The sequence below is a fragment of the Paenibacillus sp. FSL M7-0420 genome (genome assembly GCF_038002345.1).
GTDB lineage: Bacteria > Bacillota > Bacilli > Paenibacillales > Paenibacillaceae > Paenibacillus_AQ.
Genome location: NZ_JBBOCJ010000001.1, coordinates 6,259,031 through 6,285,890 on the forward strand (window position 1 = coordinate 6,259,031; position 26,860 = coordinate 6,285,890).

Below are 26,860 nucleotides of genomic sequence, written 5' to 3' on the forward strand. Positions count from 1 at the left end.
CCGCACCAGCTTCTTGATATCAATCTCCCCTCTCTATACAAACAGGCTGCTCCCGGTCTTTTGCAAGAAGGGGAACAGCCTGTATATCATAAGCCTCATACCTGATTTTCTGCAAGCTTGACGCTGGTCTAAATAAGGCCCACTAAAAGATTTGAACTCTAAGCTTGGTCGTCACTGCGGTGAACATTTGGACTTCCGGCCGCTGTTGTCTCCAGATGTTGTTAATTATATTGCTTGCAGCAGATAACATCCGGAGACAAAGGCGGTCGCTAACGCTCCTACAGTTCCAAATTTCCCCTCCGCTTCTTTTTGCTTTTCGTTAATTAATTGCTTTATATTTAGTTCTCCTTGCGGTAGGCGCTTGGGGAGACGCCGACATATTTGCGGAATTTGGCATTGAAATAATCGGAATTCATGTATCCCACCTGCTCCGCCACCTCATAGACCTTCATGCCCTGGGTCAGCAGCTGCTTGGCCTTCTCGATCCGCACCTTATCCAGATAGGTGTTAAAGTGCTCACCCACCTGGTTCTTGAACATTTTACCCAAGTAGGCGCTATTGTAGTTAAAAATCTCCGCAAGTGTGCCCAGCTTCAAATTCTCCTTATACCGCCGCTGGATCAGATCCGTGATCCGCTTAATCTCATCACCGCGTCCGCTTCCGCTGCCCGTCAGCCTGGAGAGCTGCTCCATATAGCCCGACACCAGCCGCTCTGCATCATGCAGATACCTGCTGCTGTAGACCTCGCCCATCGGCGAGGCTTGTCCGGCAATCAGCGGGCGCAGCTCGGGACTCGCCGCCTCCAGCCGGGCAATCGTGCTGCTGACAATCCGCAGCAGCTGGTCCTTGATATAAGTCTCGTCCCGCTGGGTATGCACCAGCTGGCGGATAATCTGCAGCGTAAGCTCCCTGGCCACCTCGCTACTGCCAGCCTCTACTGCCAGCAGCAGCTGCACCTCGATATCACGCTCGGGGTCCAGCTCCTCCTCCGGTTCAACCGCGCCTTGTGCAGACTCCTCCCACAGGTCCGGCATTCCACAGAGCAGTGTGTTCTTCTGCCCGAAGAAGGCATCCTCCAGCCGGGCGCGCGCAGCCCCGAAGGACTCTCCGGCCTCCTCCGGCCGTACAGCCGCTCCGCCCGTTGCGGCCACGAACTCCAGCCCCTCCTTCGAGATCAGGTAGTGCAGCTCCTGCCAGAGCGCCTCCCGGGCGCGTTCATCCCCGAGCGGCTCCTTCAGCAGAATTCCCATATACGGGGGGAGGGTGAAGAAGAAACCGCGCTCCTCCTGCTCCTGCCAATGCCGCTCCATCAGCCCCTTCACCGACTCTTCGCGGGCATCCTCCCCCTTGTTAAGCCCTTTCAATTCCAGCAGCACTACTTCGCAGCTGCTGTCCCCCAGGCCCAACTCGGCAGCCGCCTCTCCGGCTTCCTTCGACTGCAGCAGCTCCCGCACCAGCACCTCGGTGGTTCTTGCCGGCTCCAGAGCCTGCCATTCGTTGATCCGTTCTTCCAGGCTGATCTTCTCCCGCAGCTCCTGCAGATAGCTGATCAGCTCCTCCTCATCCACCGGCTTGAGTAAATATCCGTCAATATGATAGGAAATAGCCTGCTTCGCATATTCAAAATCGGCATAGCCGCTCAGAATCAGCACATGGCAGCCCGGATTCTCCTTGCGCAGCTCAGCAATCAATTCCAGCCCGCTCATCCCCGGCATACGAATATCTGCAATTACAAGTCCAGGGTCCAGCTCACGGAATTTGTCCAGCGCTTCATAACCGTTAGCCGCTGTCGCCACCACGGTATACCCCTCTTCCTCCCAGGGAATCAAGGTGCGCATCCCTTCCCTCAGCTTGGGCTCATCATCCACAATCAGTACTTTGATCAATAGGGTGCCTCCCTTCACAGAGCTTATAACAGATTCTACAGCAAAGCTTATACCATAACGCGTATAAAGAAAACAAGCTGCCACCCTATACAGGATGGCAGTCATTCCATGCGGATATTCTATTTGCGGTAAGAGGCCAGCTTCTCATTCAGCCCGCGGGTCTGTCCGTATACATCCTGGTACAAAGCGAAGATCCCGTCATATAGTGCCGCCTGCTCTGCGTTAGGAGTATAGGTCTCTGCCGGACGGATGAAGGCTTCCGCACATTCACCCAGGGACTCGAACCAGCCTGCGCCATAGGCTGCCAGCATAGCTGCGCCCATAGCCGGACCCTGCTCGCTCTCCAGCTTGATGATCGTAGCGCCGAAGATATCAGCCTGCATCTGCAGCCAGGCTTCATTCTTCGCACCGCCGCCGATCGCCACGACCTCGGTAATCTCTTTGCCGGATTCACGCACAATCTCAATCGATTCACGCAGCGAGAACGTGATGCCTTCCAGCACAGCCCGGGTAAAGTGGGACAGGGTATGTCCGGAATCCATACCGATGAAGCTGCCGCGGATGCTCGCATCCGGGTGCGGTGTACGTTCCCCGCTGATGTACGGGGTGAACAAGAGACCGCTGCTGCCAGCCGGGATTTCGTTCACTCCCCGCAGTAATTCGTCGAAGCTCTTGTCTGCTGCAAAGGTCTCCTTGAACCAGGTCAGGCTGTGTCCTGCTGCCAAGGTAACACCCATAATATAGAAGGCATCCTTCTCACTGTGGTTGAAGAAATGCACTTTGCCTTCGAGGTTAAGATCCTTGTTACTCTCGTAGGACAATACCACACCGGAAGTGCCGATGCTGCACATCGTCCGGCCTTCACCCAGAATGCCGGCACCCAGTGCGCCGCAAGCATTGTCTGCCCCGCCGGCGAACACCTTGGTGGTAGGAAGCAGACCGGAGGCTTCGGCCACCGCCGGAAGCAGGGTTCCGGTCTGCTTGAAGGATTCCACGAGTCTCGGGCAGAGAGAGACCGGCAGATCGAACGCTCCGGCAATCTCCGCACTCCACTGCTTCGCTCCTACGTCGAGCAGCAGGGTTCCGGCTGCATCGGAGTAGTCCATGGCGTAGTCACCTGTCAGGTGGTAGCGCACATAATCCTTCGGCAGCAGGAACAATGCAGCCTTCGCGAGCACCTCAGGCTCATGCTCCTGGACCCACAGAATCTTCGGAAGCGTGAAGCCTTCGAGCGCGCGGTTGCGGGCGATATCGATCAGCTTGCTGCCGAGCTTCTTCTCAATCTTACGGCATTCCGCAGTCGTACGCGTATCATTCCATAGAATGGCGGGACGCAGCGCCTTGCCTTCACTGTCAACAAGCACAAGCCCGTGCATCTGGCCGGAGAAGCTGATGCCGTCGATCTGTGCAGGCTCTGCACCCGATACTTCCATCAGACGCTTCAGGCTGGCGATGGTTCCCTTCACCCAATCCTCCGGGTTCTGCTCACTCCAGTTCGGCTGGGGTCTGCTGAGCGGATACGCTTCAGAGTGCTCGAAAGCCACCTTGCCCTGGGGATCTACCAGTACAGTCTTTACCGCGCTGGTTCCAAGATCGACACCGATTACATATTTCATAGTTAGCCTCCTAAAAGTTTTGCGAGCTTCTGCTTCCTGTAGTCACATCAAGCAAAACTCGCTTCGTAAGCATCTGCTTAGTTATATGAAGCATTACTTCTCTTGGAACATCTCCGCAATATAACTGGTACAACCTCAGAACTATAGAAGTGAATTCAGTTCAGCCGTACAGCTATTTATGGATTGTGGTTCCAAGTGAACATGCAACGATAGTTGCATAATGTACACTTAAAAACAGCGAAAAGGAAGGTTTGCCTCTTCTAGCTGTAGTCTGTACAACTAAATCTGCCCCAAATGCTGAAAACCAGGGAACGCGGGGATTTTAATTGTACGAATTACAACTAAACGGACAATAGGTAGAAAACCAGACGTTTTAGTTGTACAAAGTACAATTAAGCCTACCACGTATGGACAGCTACGATAATCGGAACGCTGCAACCCCTCAGTAAGCGGTTTACCAAAGAGGTATTTAAACCAACAACCCTAATCTGTGAATAGATGATGCTTCACCTTATAACAAGCGCCTCCACATAAGGGTCCGGCTAAGTCGATTGTATTTCCTGCAATAGATTCCACTTAAATCAGCCGAAAATCATGAGCTATTGCATTTTGTACACTAGAATTCCTTGAAAAGGCTGTTCTGAACGTCATCCTCAAACATCTATTGTACGAAATACAGCAGAATGCTATTTTCCAGCGAAAGCAGGGCATTCTATTGCACAAAATACACTCACACATCCCTGCTCCTCAAGTAACCCCGCTATTCCGTATTAAAAAGGGGCTGCCGAAGAATGCTCTCTTCAGCAACCCCCGTTGCGTGTATGCTCTAATGAATCTGCGGGCAATCCCGCAAATCCGGCAGCGTCTTACTCAGCAGTCAGGATGTACTGGTTAAGTGTAGCTCTCAGCAGTTCCTGACGTCCGGATTTGTTCGGACGCGGGCTCTCGTTGTTCAGCGCGTAGTCAGCCAGCGAAGCAAGTGTCGCTTTGCCGGATACGATGTCAGCGCCAACGCCTTCGTTGAAGCTGCTGTAACGCTCAGCGATGAAGTTCTCGAATACGCCGTCTTCAAGCAGCTTGGCAGCTACCTTCAGGCCCTTAGCGTATACGTCCATACCGGAGATGTGTGCCAGGAACAGATCCTCAGGCTCGAAGGAAGGACGGCGTACTTTGGAGTCAAAGTTGATTCCGCCTTTGCCCAGACCATCGTTCTTCAGTACTTCATAGAGAGTCAGTGTAGCATCATAGATGCTTGCAGGGAATTCATCTGTATCCCAGCCGAGCAATGGATCGCCCTGGTTCGCATCCAGTGATCCCAGCATGCCGTTGATACGGGCTACATGCAGCTCGTGCTCGAACGTGTGGCCAGCCAGTGTAGCATGGTTAGCTTCAAGGTTCAGCTTGAAGTGCTTATCCAGGTTGTACTTCTGCAGGAAGGCGATGCAAGTTGCTGCATCGAAGTCATACTGGTGCTTGGTAGGCTCTTTCGGCTTAGGCTCGATCAGGAACTGGCCGTCGAAGCCGATTTCCTTCGCATAATCAACAGCCATGGTGAACAGGCGGGCAATGTTGTCCTGCTCCAGCTGCATATTGGTGTTCAGCAGTGTCTCATAACCTTCACGGCCGCCCCAGAATACATAGTTGTCAGCGCCCAGACGTTTACCCACTTCCAGACCCTTCTTCACTTGTGCAGCAGCGTGTGCGAATACGTCAGCGTTGCAGGTGGAGCCTGCACCGTGCATGTAGCGCGGGTTGGTGAACATGTTGGCAGTGTTCCACAGCAGTTTTTTGCCGGAAGCCTTCATGCCTTGTTCAAGGATGTCTACGATGGTATCGATGTTGCTGTAGAATTCACGCAGGGACGCGCCTTCAGGAGCGATGTCCACATCATGGAAGCAGTAGTACTGCAGGTCCATCTTCTCCATGAATTCGAATGCTGCTTCTGCACGGGCCTTAGCCTTGTCCAGTGTGCTCAGTTTGTCCCAAGCGCGGACTGCAGTTTCAGCGCCGAACGGGTCGGAACCGCCAGCTGTTAATGTATGCCAGTAAGCCATTGCAAATTTCAGGTGTTCTTCCATTGTTTTGCCGGCTACGATTTCTGTAGGATTGTAGAATTTGAATGCATAAGGGTTGGTGGAACGGCTTCCCTCGTAAGAGACCTTGCTCACTGTTTCAAAATAAGCCATTTGTAAAATCCTCCTCGATATTTTGCTTCGCCCGCAAGCGTTTACAGCATCATCTTAACACATCTCTTTGACTTTGTATATTGGTTAAACAAAGTTTTTTTATTTTTATATTTCCCGCCGCGGGATCGTCCTGATCCAACGGATATAGTTGCATTTTTACGCTCTTCATTCTAGACTAGGGGGCATACCCGCGCAGCGGAGAGCGGCTTCACAGCTACCCTCTTCCCGTCTGTGCAAGGGCCCCGTAATCTGTCGGTTCTATTCTGATAAATTCTTATATTGTAAAAGGAAGTGTGCTGCTTGAAAGTTACCGGTGATCAGGCGCTGGTCAAAAAAATAAACAAATCGATTATTTTACATACCATCCGTATGCATTCCCCCATCTCGCGGGCCAAGGTATCCGAGGTGACAGGCCTGAATAAAGCTACCGTCTCCAATCTGGTAGCCGAGCTATGCGGGCAGTCGCTGGTTACTGAGGCCGGACCCGGAGAATCCAGCGGCGGGCGTAAGCCGCTGATGCTGCATTTTAACGAAATGGCGGGAAGTGTGATCGGGATCGAGCTGCGCGTGAAACAGCTGAAGGCCGTACTCTGCAACCTGGGGGGCGGCATTCTTCATGAACGGGACAGTGTGCTGGAGAACCACGACTTTCCTTATGTGCTCGGGCAGATGCAGCAGATGATCTCGGAGCTGATCGCTACGGCTCCGCCTTCTCCTTACGGACTCGTCGGCATTGGTGTCGGCGTCCCGGGAATGGTCGATGAGCAAGGCGTTGTCCTGTTCGCGCCCAACCTGGGCTGGGAGATGGTAGACCTGCGTTCGATTCTGGAAAGCGCCTTCGCGGTGCCGGTCACCATTGATAATGAGGCCAATGCAGGCGCCCAGGGTGAGCTGAACTTCGGGGCGGCGCGTGATGTGCGCCATCTGCTGTATATCAGCGCCGGCTCGGGGATCGGGTCGGGGATTATTATCGGCGGAGAATTGTATAAGGGCGCGCGCGGTTATGCGGGTGAGACTGGACATATGACGATTGAAGCGGAAGGCAAGCCGTGCAGCTGCGGCAGCCGGGGCTGCTGGGAGCTGTACGCCTCCGAGAAAACCTATGATAACTCCGGCCTCGCCCTCCCGGCCCGCACAACGACCGGACTGGTCAAGTATGCGCTTGAGGGGCAGCCCGATACGCTAAGCCATTTCAACTCCATCGGCGAGTATCTGGGGATCGGAGTGACCAATCTGATCAACAGCTTCAACCCTGAGCTGATCGTGATCGGCGGCGCTCTATCGGAGGCGGAGCCATGGCTCGGCGAGCCGCTGCGCCGGGTCGTAGCTGAGCGTACCCTCCCCTACCACAAGCAGCAGCTTGAAATCACCTTCTCCAGGCTGGGAAGCCGGGGAACCATGATTGGAGCGGGTTTTTCAGCGGTGATGCATTTTCTGGGCAACATCCGCGTCACTCTATAGACTCTTAAACTCTTATATTTCTTAAAATCGCCGCATTTTTTTCTGCATTTCCTGCTCTAAAAGGAGTGGCTATCCTATATAATAAGGATACTTGTGTGACATTTGTCACCACACCCTTTTTTCTGAAATGGAGAGAGAATCCATGACTTATGTTGATACGTCTGATATTTCGGCGAAGATGTTCATCGCGGTGCTGCTGCTGCTGCTCATCATTGCTCCGCTCGTCAGCCTCGGTGTCCTGCGTCTGTTCCAGTCGCGGAAGAAATCGGGATTCCTCCTTATCGCCAGCGGCATTGCCGTCTATGCTGTCTTTCAGATGTTCATGTCTCTTACCTGAGGCCTGCAGGCAGACAGGAATGACGCAAGCAAGTGGAGAAGCAGCATTTAAGATTGTTCATATTCGCTGAAGCAGGCCAACGGGCAGATTTAAATGTTGTTTTTCCTTCGTACGCACGCAAAAAGCCGCCTCCCTCCGGGAAGCGGCTCTATTTATTTCAGGACTGCCGGCTATTATTCTGTTGCAGCCAAAGCCTTGTCGAACTTGGTCTTGTTCATACCGACGATCTTCATATCCCCGATCACCGTAATCGGCACAGCTCTCATGCCCATATCCCACACCTGCTGGGCGTACTCTTCATTCTGCTCGATGTTGCGTTCTTCGTACGCTACTCCTTTATCGCTCAGGAAGCTTTTCACCTGACGGCAATGCGGGCAATTCGTCGATGTGTACACAATTACATTCTCCATAGTATGATTTCCTCCTCGTATCTAAGTATTAGACTCTGAGCTCTATTGTAGCACCGGAATCCCTGCTTCTCCAAATGCAGGACTTACATAATTACTGCGCTGTGCTCCAGACTCTCGATATATTTCTCGGCATCCATAGCCGCCATACAGCCGCTGCCTGCCGCCGTAATGGCCTGTCTGTAACGGGTATCCTGCACGTCGCCGCAGGCGAATACGCCGGGAATGTTCGTCTCGGAGGTTCCGGGATTCGATACGATATAACCGTTCGCATCTGTAGTGATCTGTCCGCCCAGGAATGACGTATTCGGATGATGGCCAACCGCCACGAATACCCCGCTGGCTTCAATGAACTCTTCCTCGCCAGTCTCGTTGTTGATCACCTTCAGACCGGTTACCCCCTTGTCTCCGGCAATCACTTCAACAGGGGTACGGTTCAATCCCCAGGTCACTTTGGCGTTATCGCGGACACGGTCCTGCATAATCTTCGAGGCCCGCAGCTCTTCACGGCGGTGCACCAGGGTTACCTTGGAAGCAAAACGCGTCAGGAAGCCCGCTTCTTCAAGCGCGGAATCGCCGCCGCCGACCACCACGATCTCTTTGCCGCGGAAGAAAAATCCGTCACAGGTAGCACAAGTGCTGACCCCGCGTCCGATGTTATCCTGCTCCCCGGGAATGCCGAGATACTTAGCTGTGGCACCCGTTGAGATAATCAGCGTATCCGTAATCAGTGTGCCCATACCCTCCACGTTCAGCTTGAACGGACGGTCGCCCAGCTCCACGCTGTTCACCCAGCCGGTCACGAACTGTGCGCCGAAACGCTCAGCCTGCTTGCGCATATTATCCATCAGATCGGGACCCAGAATGCCTTCCGGGAATCCCGGGAAGTTCTCGATCTCCGTTGTAGTCGTAAGCTGTCCGCCTGGCTGCGGACCTTCGATCACGAGCGGGTTCAGGTTCGCCCGGGCCAAATATATAGCAGCTGTCAATCCGGCCGGTCCAGTACCGACAATAATTGATTTGTACATGATGATATCCCCCTTGAGATGGACGGAAAAGACGCCATTCCTTATTTAAAATAATTATAATCTAGTATTTATTATGATCACCTCAAGGGGAGTTGTCAATATGCCAGACCCGTTGTAAACGCTCCTTTTTGTGAACAATTCAATTTTAAGCAATCTAAAGTGTTAACGCAAAAGACGCAGGCCGTTAAGGATGACGAGAATCGTACTTCCCTCATGCCCGACCACCCCGAACGGCAGCGCAATCCCCTGCACAAAGTTGCTGATCATCAAGGCGGCAATGACCGTTACGGCAAAAATCATATTCTGCTTCACAATCCGCTGCGTCCGGCGCGCCAGGGCAATCGTCCCGGCAATCTCCTCAATGTTGTCATTCATCAGCACCACATCGGCAATCTCCAGAGCAGCCCCGCTGCCCTTCATCCCCATGCCCATGCCAACTGTTGCGGTTGCGAGCGCAGGCGCATCATTCACCCCGTCGCCTACCATGATGACATGACCGTATTGCTCCCGCAGCGCCTTGATGTGTGATACCTTATCTTCCGGCAAAAGCCCGGCGAACACGAGATCGACGCCGCTCTCACCCGCAATGACCCGGGCTGTAGCCTCGCGGTCACCGGTCAGCATCGCTACCTTGATCCCCAGATCATGCAGCTTGCGCACGGCCGCTGCCGCCTGGGGGCGCACCGTGTCCTGCAGAGCAATCATTCCGGCGATGGTCTCTCCGGCAAGGATCAGCGATACCGTTTTGCCTTCCTGTTCGAGCTTGCTGCGCAGAGTCTTCCAGTCTTCCGTATCCGCCCCGGCAGCCTCCCCTTCCGCTTCATCCAGCAGATTCGACTTGCCGATCCTCCACAGCTGGCCGTCTATGACGCCTTCAATTCCCCAGCCGGTGACCGACTGGCTCTCTTCAATATCCCGCAGTCCGATCTGTTCCGCTTCCGCCAGCGCGACAATGGCCTCTGCCAGCGGATGCCCCGACAGCTTCTCAATGGAGGCGCTCACGGCCAGCAGCTCTTCCCGCACATAGCCTTCTCCGGCGATGAAGTCCGTGACCTGCGGGATGCCTTCCGTCAGGGTACCGGTTTTGTCAAAAGCAACGACCGAGGTCCGCGCCATATTCTCCAGATGAACCCCGCCTTTGAACAGGATGCCTTTGCGGGCGCTCTTGGAGATGGCTGACAGCATAGCGGGCATGATTGAGGATACCAGCGCACACGGGGAAGCCACGACCAGGAACACCATGGCCTTGTAGAACGTATTGCTCCAGCTCCAGTCCAGCACAAACGGCGGCAAGGTGATCAGCAGGACTGTCGCAGCCACGACAATGCGGGCATACACGGATTCGAGCCGTTTGATAAAACGCTGCGAATCCGGCACTTCGTTCTCTGCCTCTTCCACCATGCGGATGATTTTGGCGAACAGCGTATTCTCGGCAGTCTTCGTCACTTCTATATAAAGAGGGCCTTCTCCATTAACAGTACCGGCGAATACTTCACTGCCGGCAGTTTTGTCTACGGGAAGCGATTCTCCCGTGATGGAGGCCTGATTCACAGACGACTCCCCCCGGCATACCTTGCCGTCAGCAGGAACCAGCTCACCCGGACGGATCAGCAGCAGATCTCCCAGCATGAGCTGATCAATAGCTACCTCACTCATCGCGCCCTGCTCAATACGGACCGCTGTGGCAGGCTTGAGGGCCAGCAAGGCGGAGATGTCCTTCTTGCTGCGCTCCATGGTGTAGCTCTCCAGCGCCCCGCTCAGGGCAAAGATGAAGATCAGCATTGCCCCTTCATTCCAGTACCCGATTGAGGCGGCACCCAGCGCAGCGGCAATCATCAGCAGATTGACATCCAGGTCACGTTCCTTGACCAGCGTCTCCACGCCTTCCTTCGCCTTCATCCAGCCGCCCAGGGTGTAAGAGATCACATAGAGAATTACGGATAAGACCTCCGACCAGCCGCTGACGGCCCAGGCTATGAGCATAATCAGCCCGCTCCCCAGAGCAGCCTGCATTTCGGAGTTGCTGAGCATCGCCAGCGGATCGAAGCGGCGCGGTCCCGGAGTGCGGGGCTGCTGCGCCCCTCCTTGACGCGCTATGGATTTGGGCATTGATTTCGAGGTTGCTTGCATGAACAATCACCTTCCTGAATGGTTTTGGTTAAGCGCACACTTGAGAATGAGAGCCATTATTAACACCCTTAAAATGACACATGCTGCCCCGGCATCGCCGGGACAGCATGTTGAATGGGTATGGTAGTTGAGGATAATGACTGAGAGATAAATGAGAATGATAATCATTGTTGCAATAGAGCAACTATATTTCCTTCACGCAACTTATAACTATACTATACCACGCTATCCGCAAATGTAAACCGGGGGATGAGCCTGATTTTTTGGGAAAGAGGGCTGGTCTGGAGAAAGAGTACAGATTGCTGGGGCGGATGAAGAGAATTCGGGTTAGGCGGGTACCCGCTCTCATGAGATTCAAAGGGATTTATGCACTTCATTGATCCAGCGATTACAAGCGGTGGGGCCATGGCTGCACCGTTCCTGGATAATTCAACCGGCTGATCGTTGAACGCCAAAAAAGTGCCCCGTACGGGCGCTGCTAGAGGCCGCCCACGGGACACTTTTATATGCTGCTTATACACTCTGGTTCTACAGGAAGCCTACCGTTATAATATGACCTCCACTTTCACTGATTGTCTGTGCGGGTATGCGGGGATAACCGTTCCTTCCAGCAGTTCGCCGTCCACCCGGATCTCCCGGACGCCTGAACAGACACGGCTGTTGTTCTTCACGGTAATCTCATACTCACAGCCACGGAACCGCCGGGTGACCGAGAAGCCCTCCCAGGAAGACGGGATGCACGGGTTAACGGACAGGCCGGCCAGCACCGGCTTGATGCCCATAATGTATTGCGTAGCAGCTACATACATCCACGCGGCCGTACCGGTCAACCAGGATACATTCGCCAGACCGAACCGGTCGGACTCCGGCCCGAACAGGTTCGAGGCATAGACATACGGCTCCGCTTTGTAGCGCCGGATTCCGGCCTGCTCCATGGCGATGTTCGGGATGAGCTGGCGGTAATATTTGTACGCCTGGTCCCCTCTGCCCAGCATACATTCCGCAATGATCGCCCAGGTATTGGCGTGGCAGAAGACGGCTCCGTTCTCCCCGGTTCCTTTGTTATAGTTGGTTAACGGATCGGCGGGATCGGGGAAGTTCGTGATGGACGGATGCAGTTTTCGGATGCCCAGCTCTGTATCGAGAATGTCGCGCACACTGTCCATCGCCTTCAACCCCTTGTCAGGCTCAGCCATCCCGGACAGGGTCGCCCAGGTCTGGGCATTAAGCCAGATCTGGGCCTCCTCATGCTCAGCGGTACCCAGATACCGCCCGTCATCCATCACCGCCCGCCGGAACCATTGCCCGTCCCAGCCCAGCGTGTTCACGAGCGACTTCTGCTCCCCGTAGAGCCGGTCATAGTCCGCCGCATGCTCCGGGTAACCGGAGGCCGCCGCCAGATCCTTCATCCGCAGCAGCACCGTCCCGAACTGCATCGCTGTCCAGATGCTCTCCCCTCTGCCCTCACGGCATACCCGGAAGAGCTGATCATTCCAGTCCGAGCGCAGCATCAGCGGGAACCCGTTCGGCCCCAGATTGGAGACGGTGAAGTCCACCGCCCGCTTCAAATGATCATAGAGCGGCGCCTCACCGCCGTCATAGAACGGAATATTTTCCTGCAGGAATGCCCAGTCTCCGGTCTCGGCAAGAATGTCCCATACGGCCAGCGCCGTCCACAGGTGATCATCCGAATGGATGCTGGTGACCGGGTCCCAGCCCTCATTCGGGAAAAAGTAATGATTCACATGCCCGTCCTGATACTGCTGCCCCAGGAGCAGGCGGACTTTATCCTTGGCTGCTTCGGGATCGTACGGTACGACTGCCAGAATATCCTGAGCGGTATCCCGGTAGCCTACGCCCCGGAAGGTGCCGGTGGCATAGTACGAAATATTGCGCGAGAAAAGGAAATTCCGCTGCGACTGGTACGGATTCCAGGTGTTGAGCATACGCTGCGCATCCTGATCCGGCAGCTCACAGCTCCAGGCCCTGAGGTAATGCTCCCAGTTCTCCTGAAGCGCCGCATAGGAACGGGTGACGAAATCCGCCTCCCGCGATTGATCGATGGCCCGTTCAATCTCGGCTTCGTTCATGGCTGTCCCGAGAAAAAAGTTCACGGTGCGGGTCTCGCCGGGCGCAAGCCTTACCCGGACCTGAAGTGCGCCGCAGGGGTCGCCTCCCAGAATCGTTGATCCAGTGCAGCCCCCCTGCTCAATAGCGGCCGGATTGGATTCACTGCGGTAGCTGCCGATGAATTCTTCACGGTCTCCGTCATACCCGGCAAGCGGTGCATCGGACATCATATAGACGAGCGGTGTTTCGTCCGGCTTGGGCTGATTTTCCACCCCGTATTTGTAGATCAGTGCTTCCTTGTCATGGTACTGCACCGAGACCTGATGCTTGTTATAGCATTGCCATTGCAGTTCGCGCATGAACTCCATCATCCCAAACTCGGCGTAGGCATACACGTTCAGCTCCTTGACCTCGCTGCTATTGTTCGTCAGCGTCAGATTCCAGATCAGGGAATTCTCATAGGGCCCGACAAAATAAACCGTCTTCGCCGCCAGCTCATCCGCCTGCGCTTCAAAGCGGGTATAGCCCATGCCATGGCTGCTCCGCCACTCCTGCGGCTTCCGGAAGGACGGCTCATACGTGGGACACCAGTAGCTGCCTGTTCCGGCATCCTGCAAGTAAATATACGGGCCGGAGCGGTCGGTGGGCAGATGGAAGAAACGGTAGCGGGTAATCCGCCAGATCTGCGGAGACTTATAGAATGATAGTCCGCCGCCCGCATGGGACAGCATGGTATGGAAGGTGCCGTTGGATAAATAGTTCAGCCAGGGGGTCGGCATATCATGCCGCTTGAACTCCACCTCCCTCGCCTCATCGTTGAAGGTGAAGTACTGATCCAGCTCATTTGTACGCGCAAGTAGACTGACCCCATAAGGCGGTTCTACAGCCTTGTTACTCTGTGCGCGGCCGGAAGGGCCTGCGGGTGGTGTGGATGATGCAGATGCTGCGGATGGTACCGGTTCATTGGCGTTCATATCGGTCTGCTCCTCTCCTTTGATCTTGCTCATTTGGGCTCCACCTCGTCCATTGTCAGGCGGAACTCCAGATCATTCATATACGTGCCGTCTGTATTCAGGAAAACCATGCCGAAGGCGATATCCTCCTGCGCTCCCCGGACGATGGCGATCAGGCGGTTGATCCCGCTGGCCAGCGTAATCTCTTGTTCAGGCTCCGGCACCAGCCTGCCATTCATATAGATGTCAAAAGCGCAGGCCGAGTTCACCCGGAGTCTGCCGGTTCTTGTGCCGCCCGGCTTCCCGCTGCCTGCGGCTGCTTCGGTTGCATCCGCCGTCTCCGGCAGATGCACGAAGCAGCTTAGGAACAGGGGCCGGCCCTCCGGTGCGGGGATGAGGAAGGTTCCGTCTGCGCGCCGTTCTTTTTTCTTCATCCAGCCATATAGGCCTTCCCCCAGATTGTTCAGAGAGAATTCGGGGTCGGTATAGTAGTCCTTCATCGCCTCGTAGTCGGTATGCGGCGGACAGAACAGTGTCATTACGGCCTCCACCGCCCACTGCGCATCTCCCTTGTCATGAAGCAGCAACTCATCGGCAAAAGCGGCTCCGAGATTGCCGAGCAGGCGCGTGTAGAGCCTGAGACTCTTGTCGCTATCCGGGTCGGCGAGCAGCTGCGAGCAGAGGATCTCTCCCGCTCCGGCCGCCTGCCGAATCACAAAAGCTCCCGGGGCAGCCGCCTTCCTGCGGTTCAGCTCGACCAGCGCCAGCCTGCTGTATTCCGCCGTATGCTGTCCGGCGAAATAGTCCTTCCAGGCTGTGCCTTCGACGCTGGTGCACAGCACCTCAGCGCCCGGCACCTCCAGCCTGTAAGCGGCCAGCTCCCGGTTGACGACATCCCGGGGCGAGAGATGCACCTTATCGAAGCCGAACAGGTCGACCGGGCTGATGCCCTGCACGGCGGCGTGCGCATAGTCCGCCGCGAGATGATACGTCCCGTGCGGCGCAATGCGCACGGGAGCGTCCAGCAGGCGGGCGAGTGCCTCCTGCCCGCCGGGCTCGGCCGGCAGCACCAGCACGCTGCCGCCGGCCAGGGCCGCCTGGCGCACGGCTTCCGCCGCGCCCGGCGTGCCCAGCAGTGCGGCCTCCACGACGAGGAGGCCGGGGGGCAGGCCGGACAAGCCTGCGGCGCTGTCCAGGCTCTGGCCCTTCAGGCGGAGCTTGCCGAGCAAGGCTGCCGCCGGACTGTTGCTGCGGACCCAGACCGCAGCGGATTTTGCCGCGGCTGACGCAGGCGCGGATACAGTAGCCGGCGCGGCGTGCCGGGCTGCGGCGCTAGCCTTGACGGCGGCGGCGGCGGTAGCCCCGGCGGCGGTAGCCCCGGCGGCGGTAGCCCCGGCGGCGGTAGCCCCGGCGGCGGTAGCCCCGGCGGCGGTAGCCCCGGCGGCGGTAGCCGGTGCGGTAGCCGCCGCAGCGGCGGAGGGCCCGGATATGGCGGCAGATGCCGGGGCTGCCGCGCGGCCCGCATAATGCAGCAGGCTGCGCAGCAGCAGCTGCGCCTGGGGAACCCGCTGGAGATGGTCCATGATCTCCAGCTGATTCGCCAGGAGCATGCCCGCACCGCTGCGGTATTCCAGCAGCGGCGACCACAGATCGCCGCCGTCTCCGAAGTCCCCTGCGCTGCATTCCAGCAGCAGGGTGAAGTCGCCGGTCACCGGCTTCTCGAACGCCGCCCGGATGATCGGCAGCGGCCCGTCCTCGCGCAGCTCCTCATGCCAGTACATCAGGTCCTCCGCGCCTAATCCCCGGAGCACCGGATGCCCGTAATCCCCGCTATGTGCGCGGATGAATTCCCGGCGGGTGAGTGGCAGCCTGCCGGGAGAGAGATGAAGCTGCTCCAGCAGCAGCAGCCGGCCTCCACGCTGCACGAATCCTCTCAGCCTCCGGTCCAGCGACCCGTCCTGATCCTCCACCTTGCTGCCGACAATCAGCAGGGTTCCGGCCGCAAGCTTATCTACAGCTTCCGGTTCTGCCCGGACCAGAGCGGGCTCCAGCGCGTGAATCGCCTGGAAGTCCCGGTCAGAGCCGATGTAAGCTGCTGACAGGGCGATCTCTACCGGCTCTGTCCGGCAGCTCCCGGACAGCAGGCGGTAGCTTACCTCAAGCTCATGCATCAGCTCGCCGCCATGGAACAGCCGGGCGGACAGAGTGGCTTCTCCTTCACCTACTGGTGCGCCTGCTCCTGCTCCCTCTCCTGCTCCAGCTCCTTCGCCATGGACTGCCTCCGGCATCCACTCCAGCCGGATGCTCTGGCGTGCAGCAGGCTCATGCCGGAAGTGGAAGGTCTCGCTGTGCACCCTGCGCCCGCCCTGCATGACTTCACATTCAATCAGTACTTCCTGCGCTGACAACGTATCGTTATAGACATCGAAGCTGCGGGAGACCGGCGCATCATCGAAGAAGCAGCGGTTGTATTCCGCAGCAATCAGCGTGACCGGCTTGAAGGCCGCGGCCATAATGGCAAAAGCAGGATTAGGCCTGTAGACCGGATACTCCTCCGGCAGCAGCCCGTTGTTCAGCGAAAGCGAGTAGGCCGGAATCACAGCAGGCTTGGGGCCGGGTGTGGTCAGGTCGGCCTGCGGCAGCTTCAGCTCCTGCTCCGGCATCGCCCGCATGAAGTAATGGACAAAGTTAAAGGTAGAGATGCCTGAGACGCCCTGCCGCCGTGCATATTCCACGAACAGCCGCTCCTTGTGGGCCAGCCCGGCAGCACTGGCATCCGAATCCTTATATACCTCCATTCCCGAGTACATGCTGCTGTTCTGCGGACAGATGTACCACCACCCGCCATGCTCGCCGAAGGTGAGCGGAACCTTCCGGTCCCACTGCGCGATCGTGCCGTCAATATTGTAATGACGGCTCTCCACCTCGGTCTGCTGCCTGGAGACCAGGCGGTTGTCCCCTTCCACCATGACCGGGCGGGTGGCATCCAGCGCCTTCATCAGCCCGATCAGGCCGGGGATATGCTGCTTGTAATGATCCCGTCCGTCCACCCAGCGCATCTCGTTCTGCACGCTCCACAGAATGACCGAGGGGTGATTCTTGTCCCGCTGCACCAGCCGCTGCACATGCGCACGGCAATTGTCTATGAAGTCGGGATGGGCGGCATCCATGCTTTTGCTGGAACCGTAGATGGCCGTCTCATCGACAATCAGCATCCCCTCCTCATCGGCAATCCGCAGATAATCGGAGGGATACGGCTGCGCATGCAGCCGGATGCTATTAATGCCCGCCTGCCGGCACATCCGGTACCAACCCCGGATATAGTCCTCTGTCTGCTGGGCCGCCCCCTGAAAATGCCAGGAGTCCCCCCGCAGATTAACGGGAATCCCGTTCAGCATAAACTGCGGCCCCTCGCACCAAAACTCCCGGAAGCCAAAGGTCTCGCTCCGGCGGTCCAGAACCACATCGCCCGATTGAAGCACAAGCTCCAGCTCATACAGGACAGGAGAATCCGGGCTCCACAGCATAGCCTCCTGCCAGGGCAGGTTGAATGCCGCTCCGCCCCACACCCGGCTGCCGGTATTGCTGCATAACTGCCGCCCGGCAGCATCCTCCGCAGGGCGGGGCGCTACTGCTGCTTCCGCTTCAAGGACGGGCAGCGAACGAGCGGCAGCCAGCGGCTGCGGCCGATTCGGCGGCTCTGCCAGCGCGGACAGAACGCCGGACTTCCGCTCCCTGACATGCAGGAGCACCCGCAGACCTTCCGGTAAGGGACCGTCTTCTGTGCCGCTTATCAATGCATCCACTTCCAGCCTTCCCTGCCGGACAGAGGTGCGGATCGTAAGATCCTCCAGCGATACTGGCGGATAGGCCTCCAGGAAGACATCCTGCCAGATGCCCCGGGCGATTCTGCCGAACCAGGAGCCGGAGAGTCCGGTGATTTTGGTCTCCCCGGAGGGAAGCACCGCCGTGTCAAAGCTGCCGCAGACCACATGCAGATGCTGCTCCCGGCCGGGCTTCACCAGCGCGGTGATATCCAGCCGCAAGGGCAGGAAGCCGTCCTCCCAGAGCGCAATCCGCTCGCGGTCCAGATAGATTGCCGCTTTTTGCATAATGCCCTCGAACCGAAGTACAATCCGCTGCTCCAGCATCGTCTCCGGCACCTGAAAGCTGCGGTGAAGCACCCCGGCTTCGGCTGCATTCCATTCCTCCGGGTAGCTGTATACATCAAAGGGCTGGAAATTATGGTCGGCGACTTCGCCGAATTTGCTGCCTGAAGGTGCAGTATAGCTGTAGCGCCAGCTCGATGGAACCTGTATTTTACGGGCCTCGTATTGCAATCTCTCCGGAAGGGCGCGAGTGCGCGGTTGGTCATAGAGCGGCATGAAATCCCACTCGCCATTGAGACATATGGATGTACGTAACATATTCATTCTCCTTTTCCTGTATGGGGGCGTGGGATGGCTAGGACGAGCACAAGCTTTTTCCAAATGGCCTGATCCGGCTGCATCCCACTCCATTTCCTGAAATGCGGGTCCATCACCTCACCCCAGTTCTCCGGCCGGAGATTCGTGGCAAGCTTCCCGGCGTACGGGGCAGGCTCCACCGTTGCAGGCAGCTCGGAATAAAAGAACAGCAGGTTCTCATGCAGCCCGATAATCCCATATTTGTCGCCGTCCCCCGGACGCTCCTCCTGATACTGATAATGGTGATACACATAGCTTGCGACCTGCTCCGGCTTCAGTGCCGCCACTCTTCCGTAGGGGGTTCCCGCCGCATGACTGCGCTTCCAATGCTCTGTGGAGACCGGCTGCTGATAATGGAAAATGTCCATCATAGGCACCCACAACCGGGGCTTCTCCCCTCCCGGCCACTCCTTGAGCATCTCTGCCGCACCCTGAAATAACTGCTCCGGCCCTACCTCCCGGCTAGTGCACTCATAGTACAGAAACAGCTCCTGACCATCCTGAAAAATACTCAGCCGTTCAAGGTCCAGCCTGTCCATGCGTTCATTCAGTAACTGGGTCTGTGCATCCCAGAACGCAGATGGATTAGCATCCTCCCTGCACTCGGCTCTATATAAACAACGCTGCATCGTGTCCCTCCAACCTTATGTCATCTACCCTTCTAGAGTAACGTATCCGGCGGGCCGCTTCCTTGACGATCATGCCCTTCTTTAGCATAATAACGACATGCGAAAATGGAGCTATAAACTCCATGTGATACGGCAGCGGAATCCGGCTTACTCTCAGCGCAATGCAGATGGCCCGGCGATGGTTGAGGAATGAAGGAGGGGCTAGTTACGGGAGAAAAATGAGATGCTGATCGAGGCTTGCCAACGGTGGCGTTGGGGGCACATATACACTTGGCTCGTGCGCCAATGGAGGATTTACGGGGATGTGGTGTATTTGTACCCTTCATTCGCGCACCAACGGCGGATTTCCGGAAATGTAGTGTATTTATACCTTTCATCCGCGCTCCAATGGCGGATTGGTGGAATTGTAGTGTATTTATACCTTTCATTCGTGGATCAACGATGAATTGGCGGAAATATAGTGTACTTATACCCTTCATCCGCGCTCCAACGGCGGATTTACGGAAATGTAGTGTATTTATACCCTTCATCCGCGCTCCAACGGTGGATTAGCGGAAATGTGGTGTATTTATGCACTTCATCCGCGCTCTAACGGCAGATTGGGAGATTGGGGGCTTGGGCTTGGGCTTGGGCTTGGGGTTGGGGTTGGGGTTGGGGTTGGGGTTGGGGTTCGCGGGTTTGCAGGTTTGCGGGTTGCGGGTTTGCGGGTTGCGGGTTGCGGGTTGCGGGTTGCGGGTTGCGGGTTGCGGGTTGCGGGTTGCGGGTTGCGGGTTGGCCCAATGTAGTGTATTTACAACAGCGCCTCCGAACATAGCACACGAATAAGACGGCCAGGTTCCCCGGCCGTCTTATTACACACCTAGTAGCTCCACCAACTATCCCTATAACCAACTATCCTTCTAGCTGTTCCATTACGCCCGCTAACGCCATGCATCCATGATCCTACCCCTCCCCATCACCATCACGCAGGGGACTGCCCTGGGCTTTACGGTATTCGCCCGGCGTGATGCCTTCGAGCTTCTTGAAGACGCGGATGAAGGACATGGGGTACAGATACCCCACGCGCTCCGCGATGCTCTGCACTGGTTCGGAGGTTCCGGTCAGCAGGCGCTTGGCCTCCTCCATGCGCAGGCGGGCCAGATAATCGACGAAGTTCTCGCCGATCTCCTCCTTGAAGATCCGGCTTACCGTCTTGGTGTTCATGGCGAAGCTGTCGGCAACATGGGTCAGGGAGAAGTCGGGGTCCGCGTAATTGCAGCCAATGTATTCGCGCACCTTATTGGCGAGCGTGTACTGCTCACGGTTCATCCGCAGGCTGCGCAGCGCCTCCTCCATCTCCTCCAGCGAACAGACCAGTTCCCCGTGCAGCTCCTCAATCCATTCAAAAGACTCCGGTGAATGCGGAATGCCCCGCAGCCGTCCGTTATTCCAGATCCCCTTCATCTCCGGCGGCAGCTCCTGCATCTCCCGGGACAGCCCGGTCTCCAGCAGCCTCAGCAGCCGGACGATATCCTCCTTGGAGTAGTTGCCGCCTGCCAGCAGCTCGAAAATCCGCTCGATCAGCGGCTTCCACTCTGCGTTCCCCAGCCGGTACAGCTGGGGAACGGCACCGATGGCCTGGACCAGCACATCCATTCCTTCAGCCGGAGGCAGCGGGCTTCCGGCAGGCGCCGCATAGACGCGGCCCGGGCCAGCGGTTATTTTGCGGTCCAGCGCCCCCAGGGCCTGGCGGTACGCACCCGATAAGCCGCCGAGACCGGCGGCAGGTCCGCTGATGCCGAAGGTAGCCGTGAACTTGAGATGCTGCTTCACCCAGGAGCAGGCACTCTCGGCAATCATTAGGGCCTTCTCCGCCGCACCATCAGCGTTCTCCCCGCCCGCAGGGCGGCGGAACAGCAGTCCCAGACGGCCCGGTCCGATCCACTCAGTCCACAGGGACACCCCTTCCTTCTCGGAGATCTCCTGAATCACACTGCGCAGGGTGAATTTGAACAATGCCTGATCCCGTGCCGAGTAACCTGCGGCAAAAGCCTCATAGAAATCAATCTCGGCAATGCCCACCACCGCACCTGCAAATTCACCGTCCATCCCGATCCGTTCCGCTTCCCTGACCCAGTTATCCGCCGACATCTGGCCGCTGTTCTCCAGCAGCTCCTTGAATAACTGATTCCGCCTGTGCAGAATCCCCTCGGCCTGCTGCTGCTCATAGCTGTTGGTCTGCTCGATCAGGCTCTCCAGCGCATGGCCGATGAAGGCAAATTCGTCGCCTTCCTTGCTCTGCGGCTTCCAGCCGAAGGAACGGTCCTCTCCGAACCTGTAGATCCGGCTCATGACCTGCTCAATCGGACGGTAATTCCGGTGGCTGATATAGGTCATGGCCGCAATCCCGCCAACGACAGCCGCAAAGCCCAGAATTGCCCAGATATTGGAGAAGGCCGACAGCAGCGAGAAGGCCTCCGCCCGCGCCATTCCAACCTTGATCGTCCAGCCGGTATAGGAGGACATCCGGCTAACCGCCCGATCCTGAACCTGCGGGTCAGAACAGGTATCCGCACCTGCAAAAGCACGCCCTCCGGCATCCTTCAGACAGATTTCTGTATTCGCCATGTTCATATCCTGAATCAGCGCCTGCAGAGATTCCTTGCGCACATTAATGACAATCAGCCCCTGCTCGCCGGAGAAGTAAGGCACCTGCTCCACAAGTGAAATGACCGATTTCGGCCGGTCCTCCCCGGAGAAAAGCTGCAGGTCACGGATTCCGCTCCAGGTATAGCTGGGGGCATTCCCCATCGCAGTCTCAATAAAGCTGCGGTCCCCGAAGTCCGTCAGGCGGGAGGCGAAATGCTGCATCAGCACCTTGCCGTCGGCTGCGCGGTACAGATAGACCGAATCAATCATCGGCAGCGGCGACATGAAATCGAGCAGCACCTCCGCGACCCCGTAATCCTGATAAGGGTCAAGCTTCCCCGGCCGGTCGAAATAACTGCCAACCTTCTCCTCCAGCAGCAGGCTTTTGATCGTGGTGGTCTCCAGGTTGCGCAGGGTGGTGTCCACAATCTGCAGCACATTTTCCGCGTACACTCCGTTTGCCTGAGCCGTCTGTCTCTCCATCGCTTCATTTAAGGTCAGGAAGAATAGAATAATGAGGCAAAATACTACGGCAAACAGAATCGGCAGGTAGGAAAGAATCAGTCGGTACAGCCATTTCTTATGCATCGGTGTCATCCCCTGTAAGTCCAGATGTTGGCTATCTCATTAATGATATGGGCTGCGCACCCGGATTCATAAGCTTATGCTGTCAATATCCCAGCTCTGTGCTCGCATTGCGGGAGACCAGCCCGAAGTACCCCGCTTCACCAATCGCCCCTGCGGCGGTGTCCAGATAATTAAAGATCTGCACCCCGTTAACCTTCAGGATCAGACGCACACCCCCGGATTCTTGAAAAGCACCCAGCTGAACGCGGCTCTGCACCCCGAAGGTTATCGCCGTATTCGGGATCGCCGGCCCGCCGAGGCTGGTCAGGCCGTCAATCTTGCCGTAGATCACGGTTCGTACCCCCTCGTTGAAGCGGTGCAGCTCGATGCCCGATGTCCCTATGACCACCAGATACATGCTGCCGGTGCTATAGCTCAGCTCCTTGCTCTGGTTATTGAGCATCAGGGCGTACCAGTTGGAGGAGGCCGCGCTGTCATTGATCTTCATTTTGAAATCCAGCAGCTCATTCTGATACTTGCGGTTCTGGTAGATGATATGCCCTCCGGGGGCCCTCAGCGTAAGGCTGTCTTGCCCGGTCTCCTTCAGCCCGTTCGCCGTTGCCGATACGTACCAGCCATCAGGGTCTTGCAGTTCCGCCGTCAGGGGATGTTCGTATTGGCTGGCCTCATTCCATACCTTAACCTCATATTGCCCCTGAGTCACGGTGCCCAGATATTCGGCCGATAACGTGAGGGTGGCCGAGCCGGTCTGATGCCCCGTCAACAGGCCGGTGCCGCTGACGCTGACAATGGAAGGATCGCTGCTCGTATAGGTGACCTCCTCCAACTCCTCGCGGTTGCCGAACAGCGTCTCGCCGTAAGGCTGCACTTGCAGTTCTGCGCCTTCACGGATATACGCCACATTGCCGTCATGCCCCTCCAGGCGGACCGTGGCTAAGGTATCGCCCACGTATACATCCGTTGTGATTGTCCGCAGAATGGAGCCGTTAATGATGTTCACGATAAGCTTCGTCTGTCCCTGGGTCAGTCCGGTGACCACGCCCCCGCTACTAACCGAGGCTACGGCCGGATCGAGAATGCTATAATAGAAGCTGCTGGTTTCCTTGCCTAGCGGCTGGTCTTTGCCGTTCATGGCATGGACGGAGACCTGTTCACTTCCTCCGGCTGCGAGCTTAACCGGTGCCAGTCTCCAGCGGCTGACCTGTCCCTCTGCTGTCCCGGCATATTCCGGCTGAAGCCCGGCTTGGTCAATAATCGTCATTGCCGCCTGAGGCCAATCGGCATCCGGCTGGACCGTATTGTCCGCAAACAGAACATTGCGCCCGTTGTTGGTATAGCCGTCTGTAGTTGTATAGTTGTTCACGAAATCTACATCATGGATGGTCGGCACATAGGCCATCGCCCAGCGGAGCGGGGAATGCCACAGCGGCGTATCCTTTAGGTCGATCACATTGTGCTCAAATTTCCAGTAGGCGGAGCCTTCATCCGTGTACAGGGCGGAATTGCCGTCCATCTGGTTGCGGATGTAGTTGCCGCTGACCAGATTTTTGTCCTCTGCGGTGGCTCCGGTAGGTCCGAGACTGTAGATGGCGCCTCCGTCACGCAAGCCCATTCCCATGAGATCATAGATCAGATTATTCTGAATCTTCACGTTCCGGGTAGCGGCATCGAACAGCTTATCCCAGCCATATCCGATATGCGTTCCGCTGTAGGGCAGATTGTACATTTCATTATGGCTGATGTCCATATCTACCGGATACCCCGCAGATACGGCGGATGCCGATTTGTAGTCAATCCCGATATCATGAATCACATTGTTCAGCACATCATTATTCTTCATCAGCAGCCTCGGGTCTGCCGGATGATAGATATTCCGGTCGGTGGAATTCGGCTGTCCCACGTTCAGCGCACTGCCCGAAATATCATAGAAGCGGTTGCCTTCCACCAGGCTGTTCTGAACGCCGTTCTGCATACGCAGGGCTGTAATGCCCAGCTTGGTGAATTCATTGTTGCGGAAATTCACCGTATTGGCCAGCTCCAGCATCACCGCCGCATCGGTCAGCTCATCGGGGATCGACGGATAACGCAGATGGTTGTTCTGGGAATCGGAGTGTCCCGCTGCTGTACTCGGACGGTTCCAGGTGGTGTACATGAATTTCAGGCCTTCAAAATTCAGATTGCGCACCGGCTCGCCGGCCGATCTGCCATAGACTGTGGCGAGCTGCTCCAGTACAGGAACCACAACCCCGGCCGTGGACAGATTCTCCCAGGCACGCGGTTTGTAATACAGCATACCTTCATTCCGGTTATAGTACCATTCCCCGGCCTCATCCAGCAGCTCCATAGCATTCTCGTAATAGACGGGTACAGTCGCCGAGGTTAATCCCCGGTTAAAGACCGCGCTCCGGCCCGGCTCCTGCAGGACGATCTGTGCTTTGCCGCCTGAAGCGGTTACCGACTCTACCTTAATCCGGGAATTCGTCCACAGCTCATTGAATACCAGCTCCATATCGGACGTATTGCTCCACCCGGCCAGCTCCGTATTATCCGAGGTATAGCCGGTTGCCGTCTTCAGCGGATTCACGAGTCCCGCTGTACTCCGGGCCCGGACTGCCCGGATACCGTCCACGAACAGCTGCCTTGTCTGAAGGCCGGTTCCGACATTCGCCCGGTAGATGCCCTTAGCGCTGTCGAACACCGTCCAGCCTGTGACGGACCGCCCGCCGCTGATGGCTGCCTGCTCCCCGGGGTAGCTGCGGTAAGTGACAAAATAGCCGTTCGTCCCCGAATCCTCCGGTGTGAACTCCAGCGGTTCCGTCAGCGTGTAGGTCCCTTCCCGCAGATTGACAACAATGTCGGAGTCCATATCCTCGTTCAACAGGCGCACCGCCTGCTGGGCCCGGGCAATCGTCCGGAAGGGCGAGGCTTCCGTGCCGTCATTGTTGTTGTCGTCCCCGCCCGGAGCGACATACAGCTCCTGTCCGGTTGTCCGCCCGGTGACGGTAACGGATGTCTCGGCCCGGACGCTTCCGGTCTCATCCGTGACGAACACGGTAGTTGTTCCGGCGCTTACCCCCGTCAGCTCTCCGTAGCGGTCAATCACGGCGATGCTCTCATCCTCCGTTCCCCACCGGATGCCTGTATCCGTATTGTCTTCCGGTGTTACTGTTGCCTGTAACAGCACACGGGAGCCTGCGGGAACCGCCCGCTGAAGCGGAGCCAATACAATATCCGTGATCGGATCTTCGTAGACGGCTACTGTCGCAGTGACGGCCGGAAGCTCCTCATTCGGCTGGGCTGTCACCACAGTCGTTCCCTGATGGATGCCTGTGACCAGGCCGTTGCCATCCACTGTAGCGACCTCCCCGTCGCCGGAAGACCACACAGCCGTCTGATCTGTAGCATCCGCAGGAGTGAACTGAAGAGGCAAGGACAGCTTCTCCCCCCTTCGCAGCCCGTAAGACTGCTGGGTGAAGGCCGCACTTACCGCCTGTTTGTATCCGCTTACAATAAAATTGTCAAAGCCTATCATCCCTGTGCTGTCTTTATAGAATCCCATATAGAAGGAGGTTAACGCCCCTCCCTCGGCCATCGGCTCCTTCGTCAGCAGACGGTTGCCGTCAATGGACAGATCGAAGGTGTGGCCGCCGCCGTCGAGCGACAGGCGCACCTCATGCCACACGCCTGCCGATACCGGCAGGACGGAGGTCCAGGAGCCGGCACCTTTTTTCATATAGCTGAACGCCCCGTTGTTAATGGCGAACTTCACCAGCGGCACGGACCCGCTCTGCGGGGTGGGCAGGTAGATCACCGCTCCGGTCTGCTCGGCTCTGAACGAATAGCTGAACATGCTTCTGTACGTCACATCTGTAACGGATTTGCTGATGCTGTAGCTGCTGGCAAGCTTGCTCGTCTGCTCTAGCTCCAGCAGCTTGCCGGGATACCCCTCCCAGGCCTGCACCCCCACACTCACTCCCTGGGGAGGTGTCTTGATCGTCCATCCGGCCGGCTTCGCACCGGTGCTATACGTCTCAAAGGTCTCTTGCAGCCTGTAATCACTGTCCGCCCGGGCAACAGATCCAAGGTCTGCCGGGAGAAGGCCCAGCAGCAGAACCATAATGATAGCGTATACATAAAACGGCTTTCGGCTTGATTGTCTCATAATAGCCACCTTTCCGTATGGAAGCAAGTATAGTGTTCCGGTAGAGCATGTTCGATGTGGACATTCAGAGATAGTTGTATGCTGTACATTTAAAAACCGCGAAACGGTAGAATCTGCTCAGCTAACTGTAGTCTGTACAACTAAATCTGCCCCATGGGGTGAGAATCCGGGGGCAGATGGGAATTTAATTGTACGAAATACAGCTAAACGGATATTTGGCGGTACAGCGGACGATTTAGTTGTATGGAGTGCAATTAAGCCTACTGCTTCCGTCTGCCCCTTAATCGGGACACGGCAAACCCTGCGGCTGCCC

The 26,860-nt window shown here is 56.8% G+C and carries 13 protein-coding genes; 2 read left to right on the plus strand and 11 right to left on the minus strand.

Going from position 1 to position 26,860, the window contains the following annotated elements; all coding sequences use genetic code 11:
- Positions 1 to 338 precede the first annotated feature (338 nt).
- The 3 genes from MKX51_RS26810 to xylA all read right to left on the minus strand — a co-directional run bounded on the left by MKX51_RS26810 (position 339) and on the right by xylA (position 5,688).
- Positions 339 to 1,886, minus strand: a complete 1,548-nt coding sequence (locus MKX51_RS26810; RefSeq protein WP_340994501.1) for a response regulator transcription factor — start codon at positions 1,884 to 1,886, stop codon at positions 339 to 341.
- A gap of 119 nt (positions 1,887 to 2,005) precedes the next feature.
- Positions 2,006 to 3,502 carry a xylulokinase gene (gene xylB / locus MKX51_RS26815; protein WP_340994502.1) on the minus strand — a complete coding sequence of 499 codons (1,497 nt, stop codon included), beginning with the start codon at positions 3,500 to 3,502 and terminating at the stop codon, positions 2,006 to 2,008.
- A gap of 866 nt (positions 3,503 to 4,368) precedes the next feature.
- Positions 4,369 to 5,688 carry a xylose isomerase gene (gene xylA / locus MKX51_RS26820; RefSeq protein WP_340994503.1) on the minus strand — a complete coding sequence of 440 codons (1,320 nt, stop codon included), beginning with the start codon at positions 5,686 to 5,688 and terminating at the stop codon, positions 4,369 to 4,371.
- A gap of 300 nt (positions 5,689 to 5,988) precedes the next feature.
- Here xylA and MKX51_RS26825 point away from each other — a divergent pair, with 300 nt between their 5' ends.
- Together MKX51_RS26825 and MKX51_RS26830 are read left to right on the plus strand one after the other, a co-directional pair.
- Positions 5,989 to 7,149 carry an ROK family transcriptional regulator gene (locus MKX51_RS26825; protein WP_340994504.1) on the plus strand — a complete coding sequence of 387 codons (1,161 nt, stop codon included), beginning with the start codon at positions 5,989 to 5,991 and terminating at the stop codon, positions 7,147 to 7,149.
- A 142-nt stretch (positions 7,150 to 7,291) separates the two neighbouring features.
- Positions 7,292 to 7,486, plus strand: coding sequence for a hypothetical protein (locus MKX51_RS26830; RefSeq protein WP_036694925.1), 195 nt, complete (start codon positions 7,292 to 7,294; stop codon positions 7,484 to 7,486).
- A 173-nt stretch (positions 7,487 to 7,659) separates the two neighbouring features.
- Here the strand turns inward: MKX51_RS26830 and MKX51_RS26835 are convergent, their stop codons facing one another.
- From MKX51_RS26835 to MKX51_RS26870, 8 genes are all read right to left on the minus strand, one after another.
- Positions 7,660 to 7,896 (minus strand): glutaredoxin family protein, encoded by a 237-nt coding sequence (locus tag MKX51_RS26835; protein ID WP_036694922.1) that lies wholly within the window; start codon positions 7,894 to 7,896, stop codon positions 7,660 to 7,662.
- 83 nt (positions 7,897 to 7,979) lie between these two features.
- Positions 7,980 to 8,921: a thioredoxin-disulfide reductase gene (trxB, locus tag MKX51_RS26840; RefSeq protein ID WP_340937956.1), complete on the minus strand. Its 942-nt coding sequence runs from the start codon at positions 8,919 to 8,921 to the stop codon at positions 7,980 to 7,982.
- Between the two features lie 162 nt (positions 8,922 to 9,083).
- Entirely contained in the window at positions 9,084 to 11,051 is a 1,968-nt protein-coding gene (locus tag MKX51_RS26845) for a heavy metal translocating P-type ATPase (protein ID WP_340937954.1), read from the minus strand.
- A gap of 545 nt (positions 11,052 to 11,596) precedes the next feature.
- Positions 11,597 to 14,128: a GH36-type glycosyl hydrolase domain-containing protein gene (locus MKX51_RS26850; protein ID WP_340994505.1), complete on the minus strand. Its 2,532-nt coding sequence runs from the start codon at positions 14,126 to 14,128 to the stop codon at positions 11,597 to 11,599.
- A complete protein-coding gene (locus tag MKX51_RS26855; protein ID WP_340994506.1) occupies positions 14,125 to 18,501 on the minus strand; it encodes a glycoside hydrolase family 2 TIM barrel-domain containing protein in 4,377 nt (1,458 codons plus the stop codon). The genes MKX51_RS26850 and MKX51_RS26855 overlap by 4 nt, the downstream gene beginning before the upstream one ends.
- A gap of 2 nt (positions 18,502 to 18,503) precedes the next feature.
- Positions 18,504 to 19,169 (minus strand): hypothetical protein, encoded by a 666-nt coding sequence (locus MKX51_RS26860; protein ID WP_340994507.1) that lies wholly within the window; start codon positions 19,167 to 19,169, stop codon positions 18,504 to 18,506.
- A 942-nt stretch (positions 19,170 to 20,111) separates the two neighbouring features.
- Positions 20,112 to 22,385, minus strand: a complete 2,274-nt coding sequence (locus MKX51_RS26865; protein ID WP_340994509.1) for a helix-turn-helix domain-containing protein — start codon at positions 22,383 to 22,385, stop codon at positions 20,112 to 20,114.
- 82 nt (positions 22,386 to 22,467) lie between these two features.
- Positions 22,468 to 26,547, minus strand: a complete 4,080-nt coding sequence (locus tag MKX51_RS26870; protein WP_340994510.1) for an Ig-like domain-containing protein — start codon at positions 26,545 to 26,547, stop codon at positions 22,468 to 22,470.
- Positions 26,548 to 26,860: the final 313 nt, after the last annotated feature.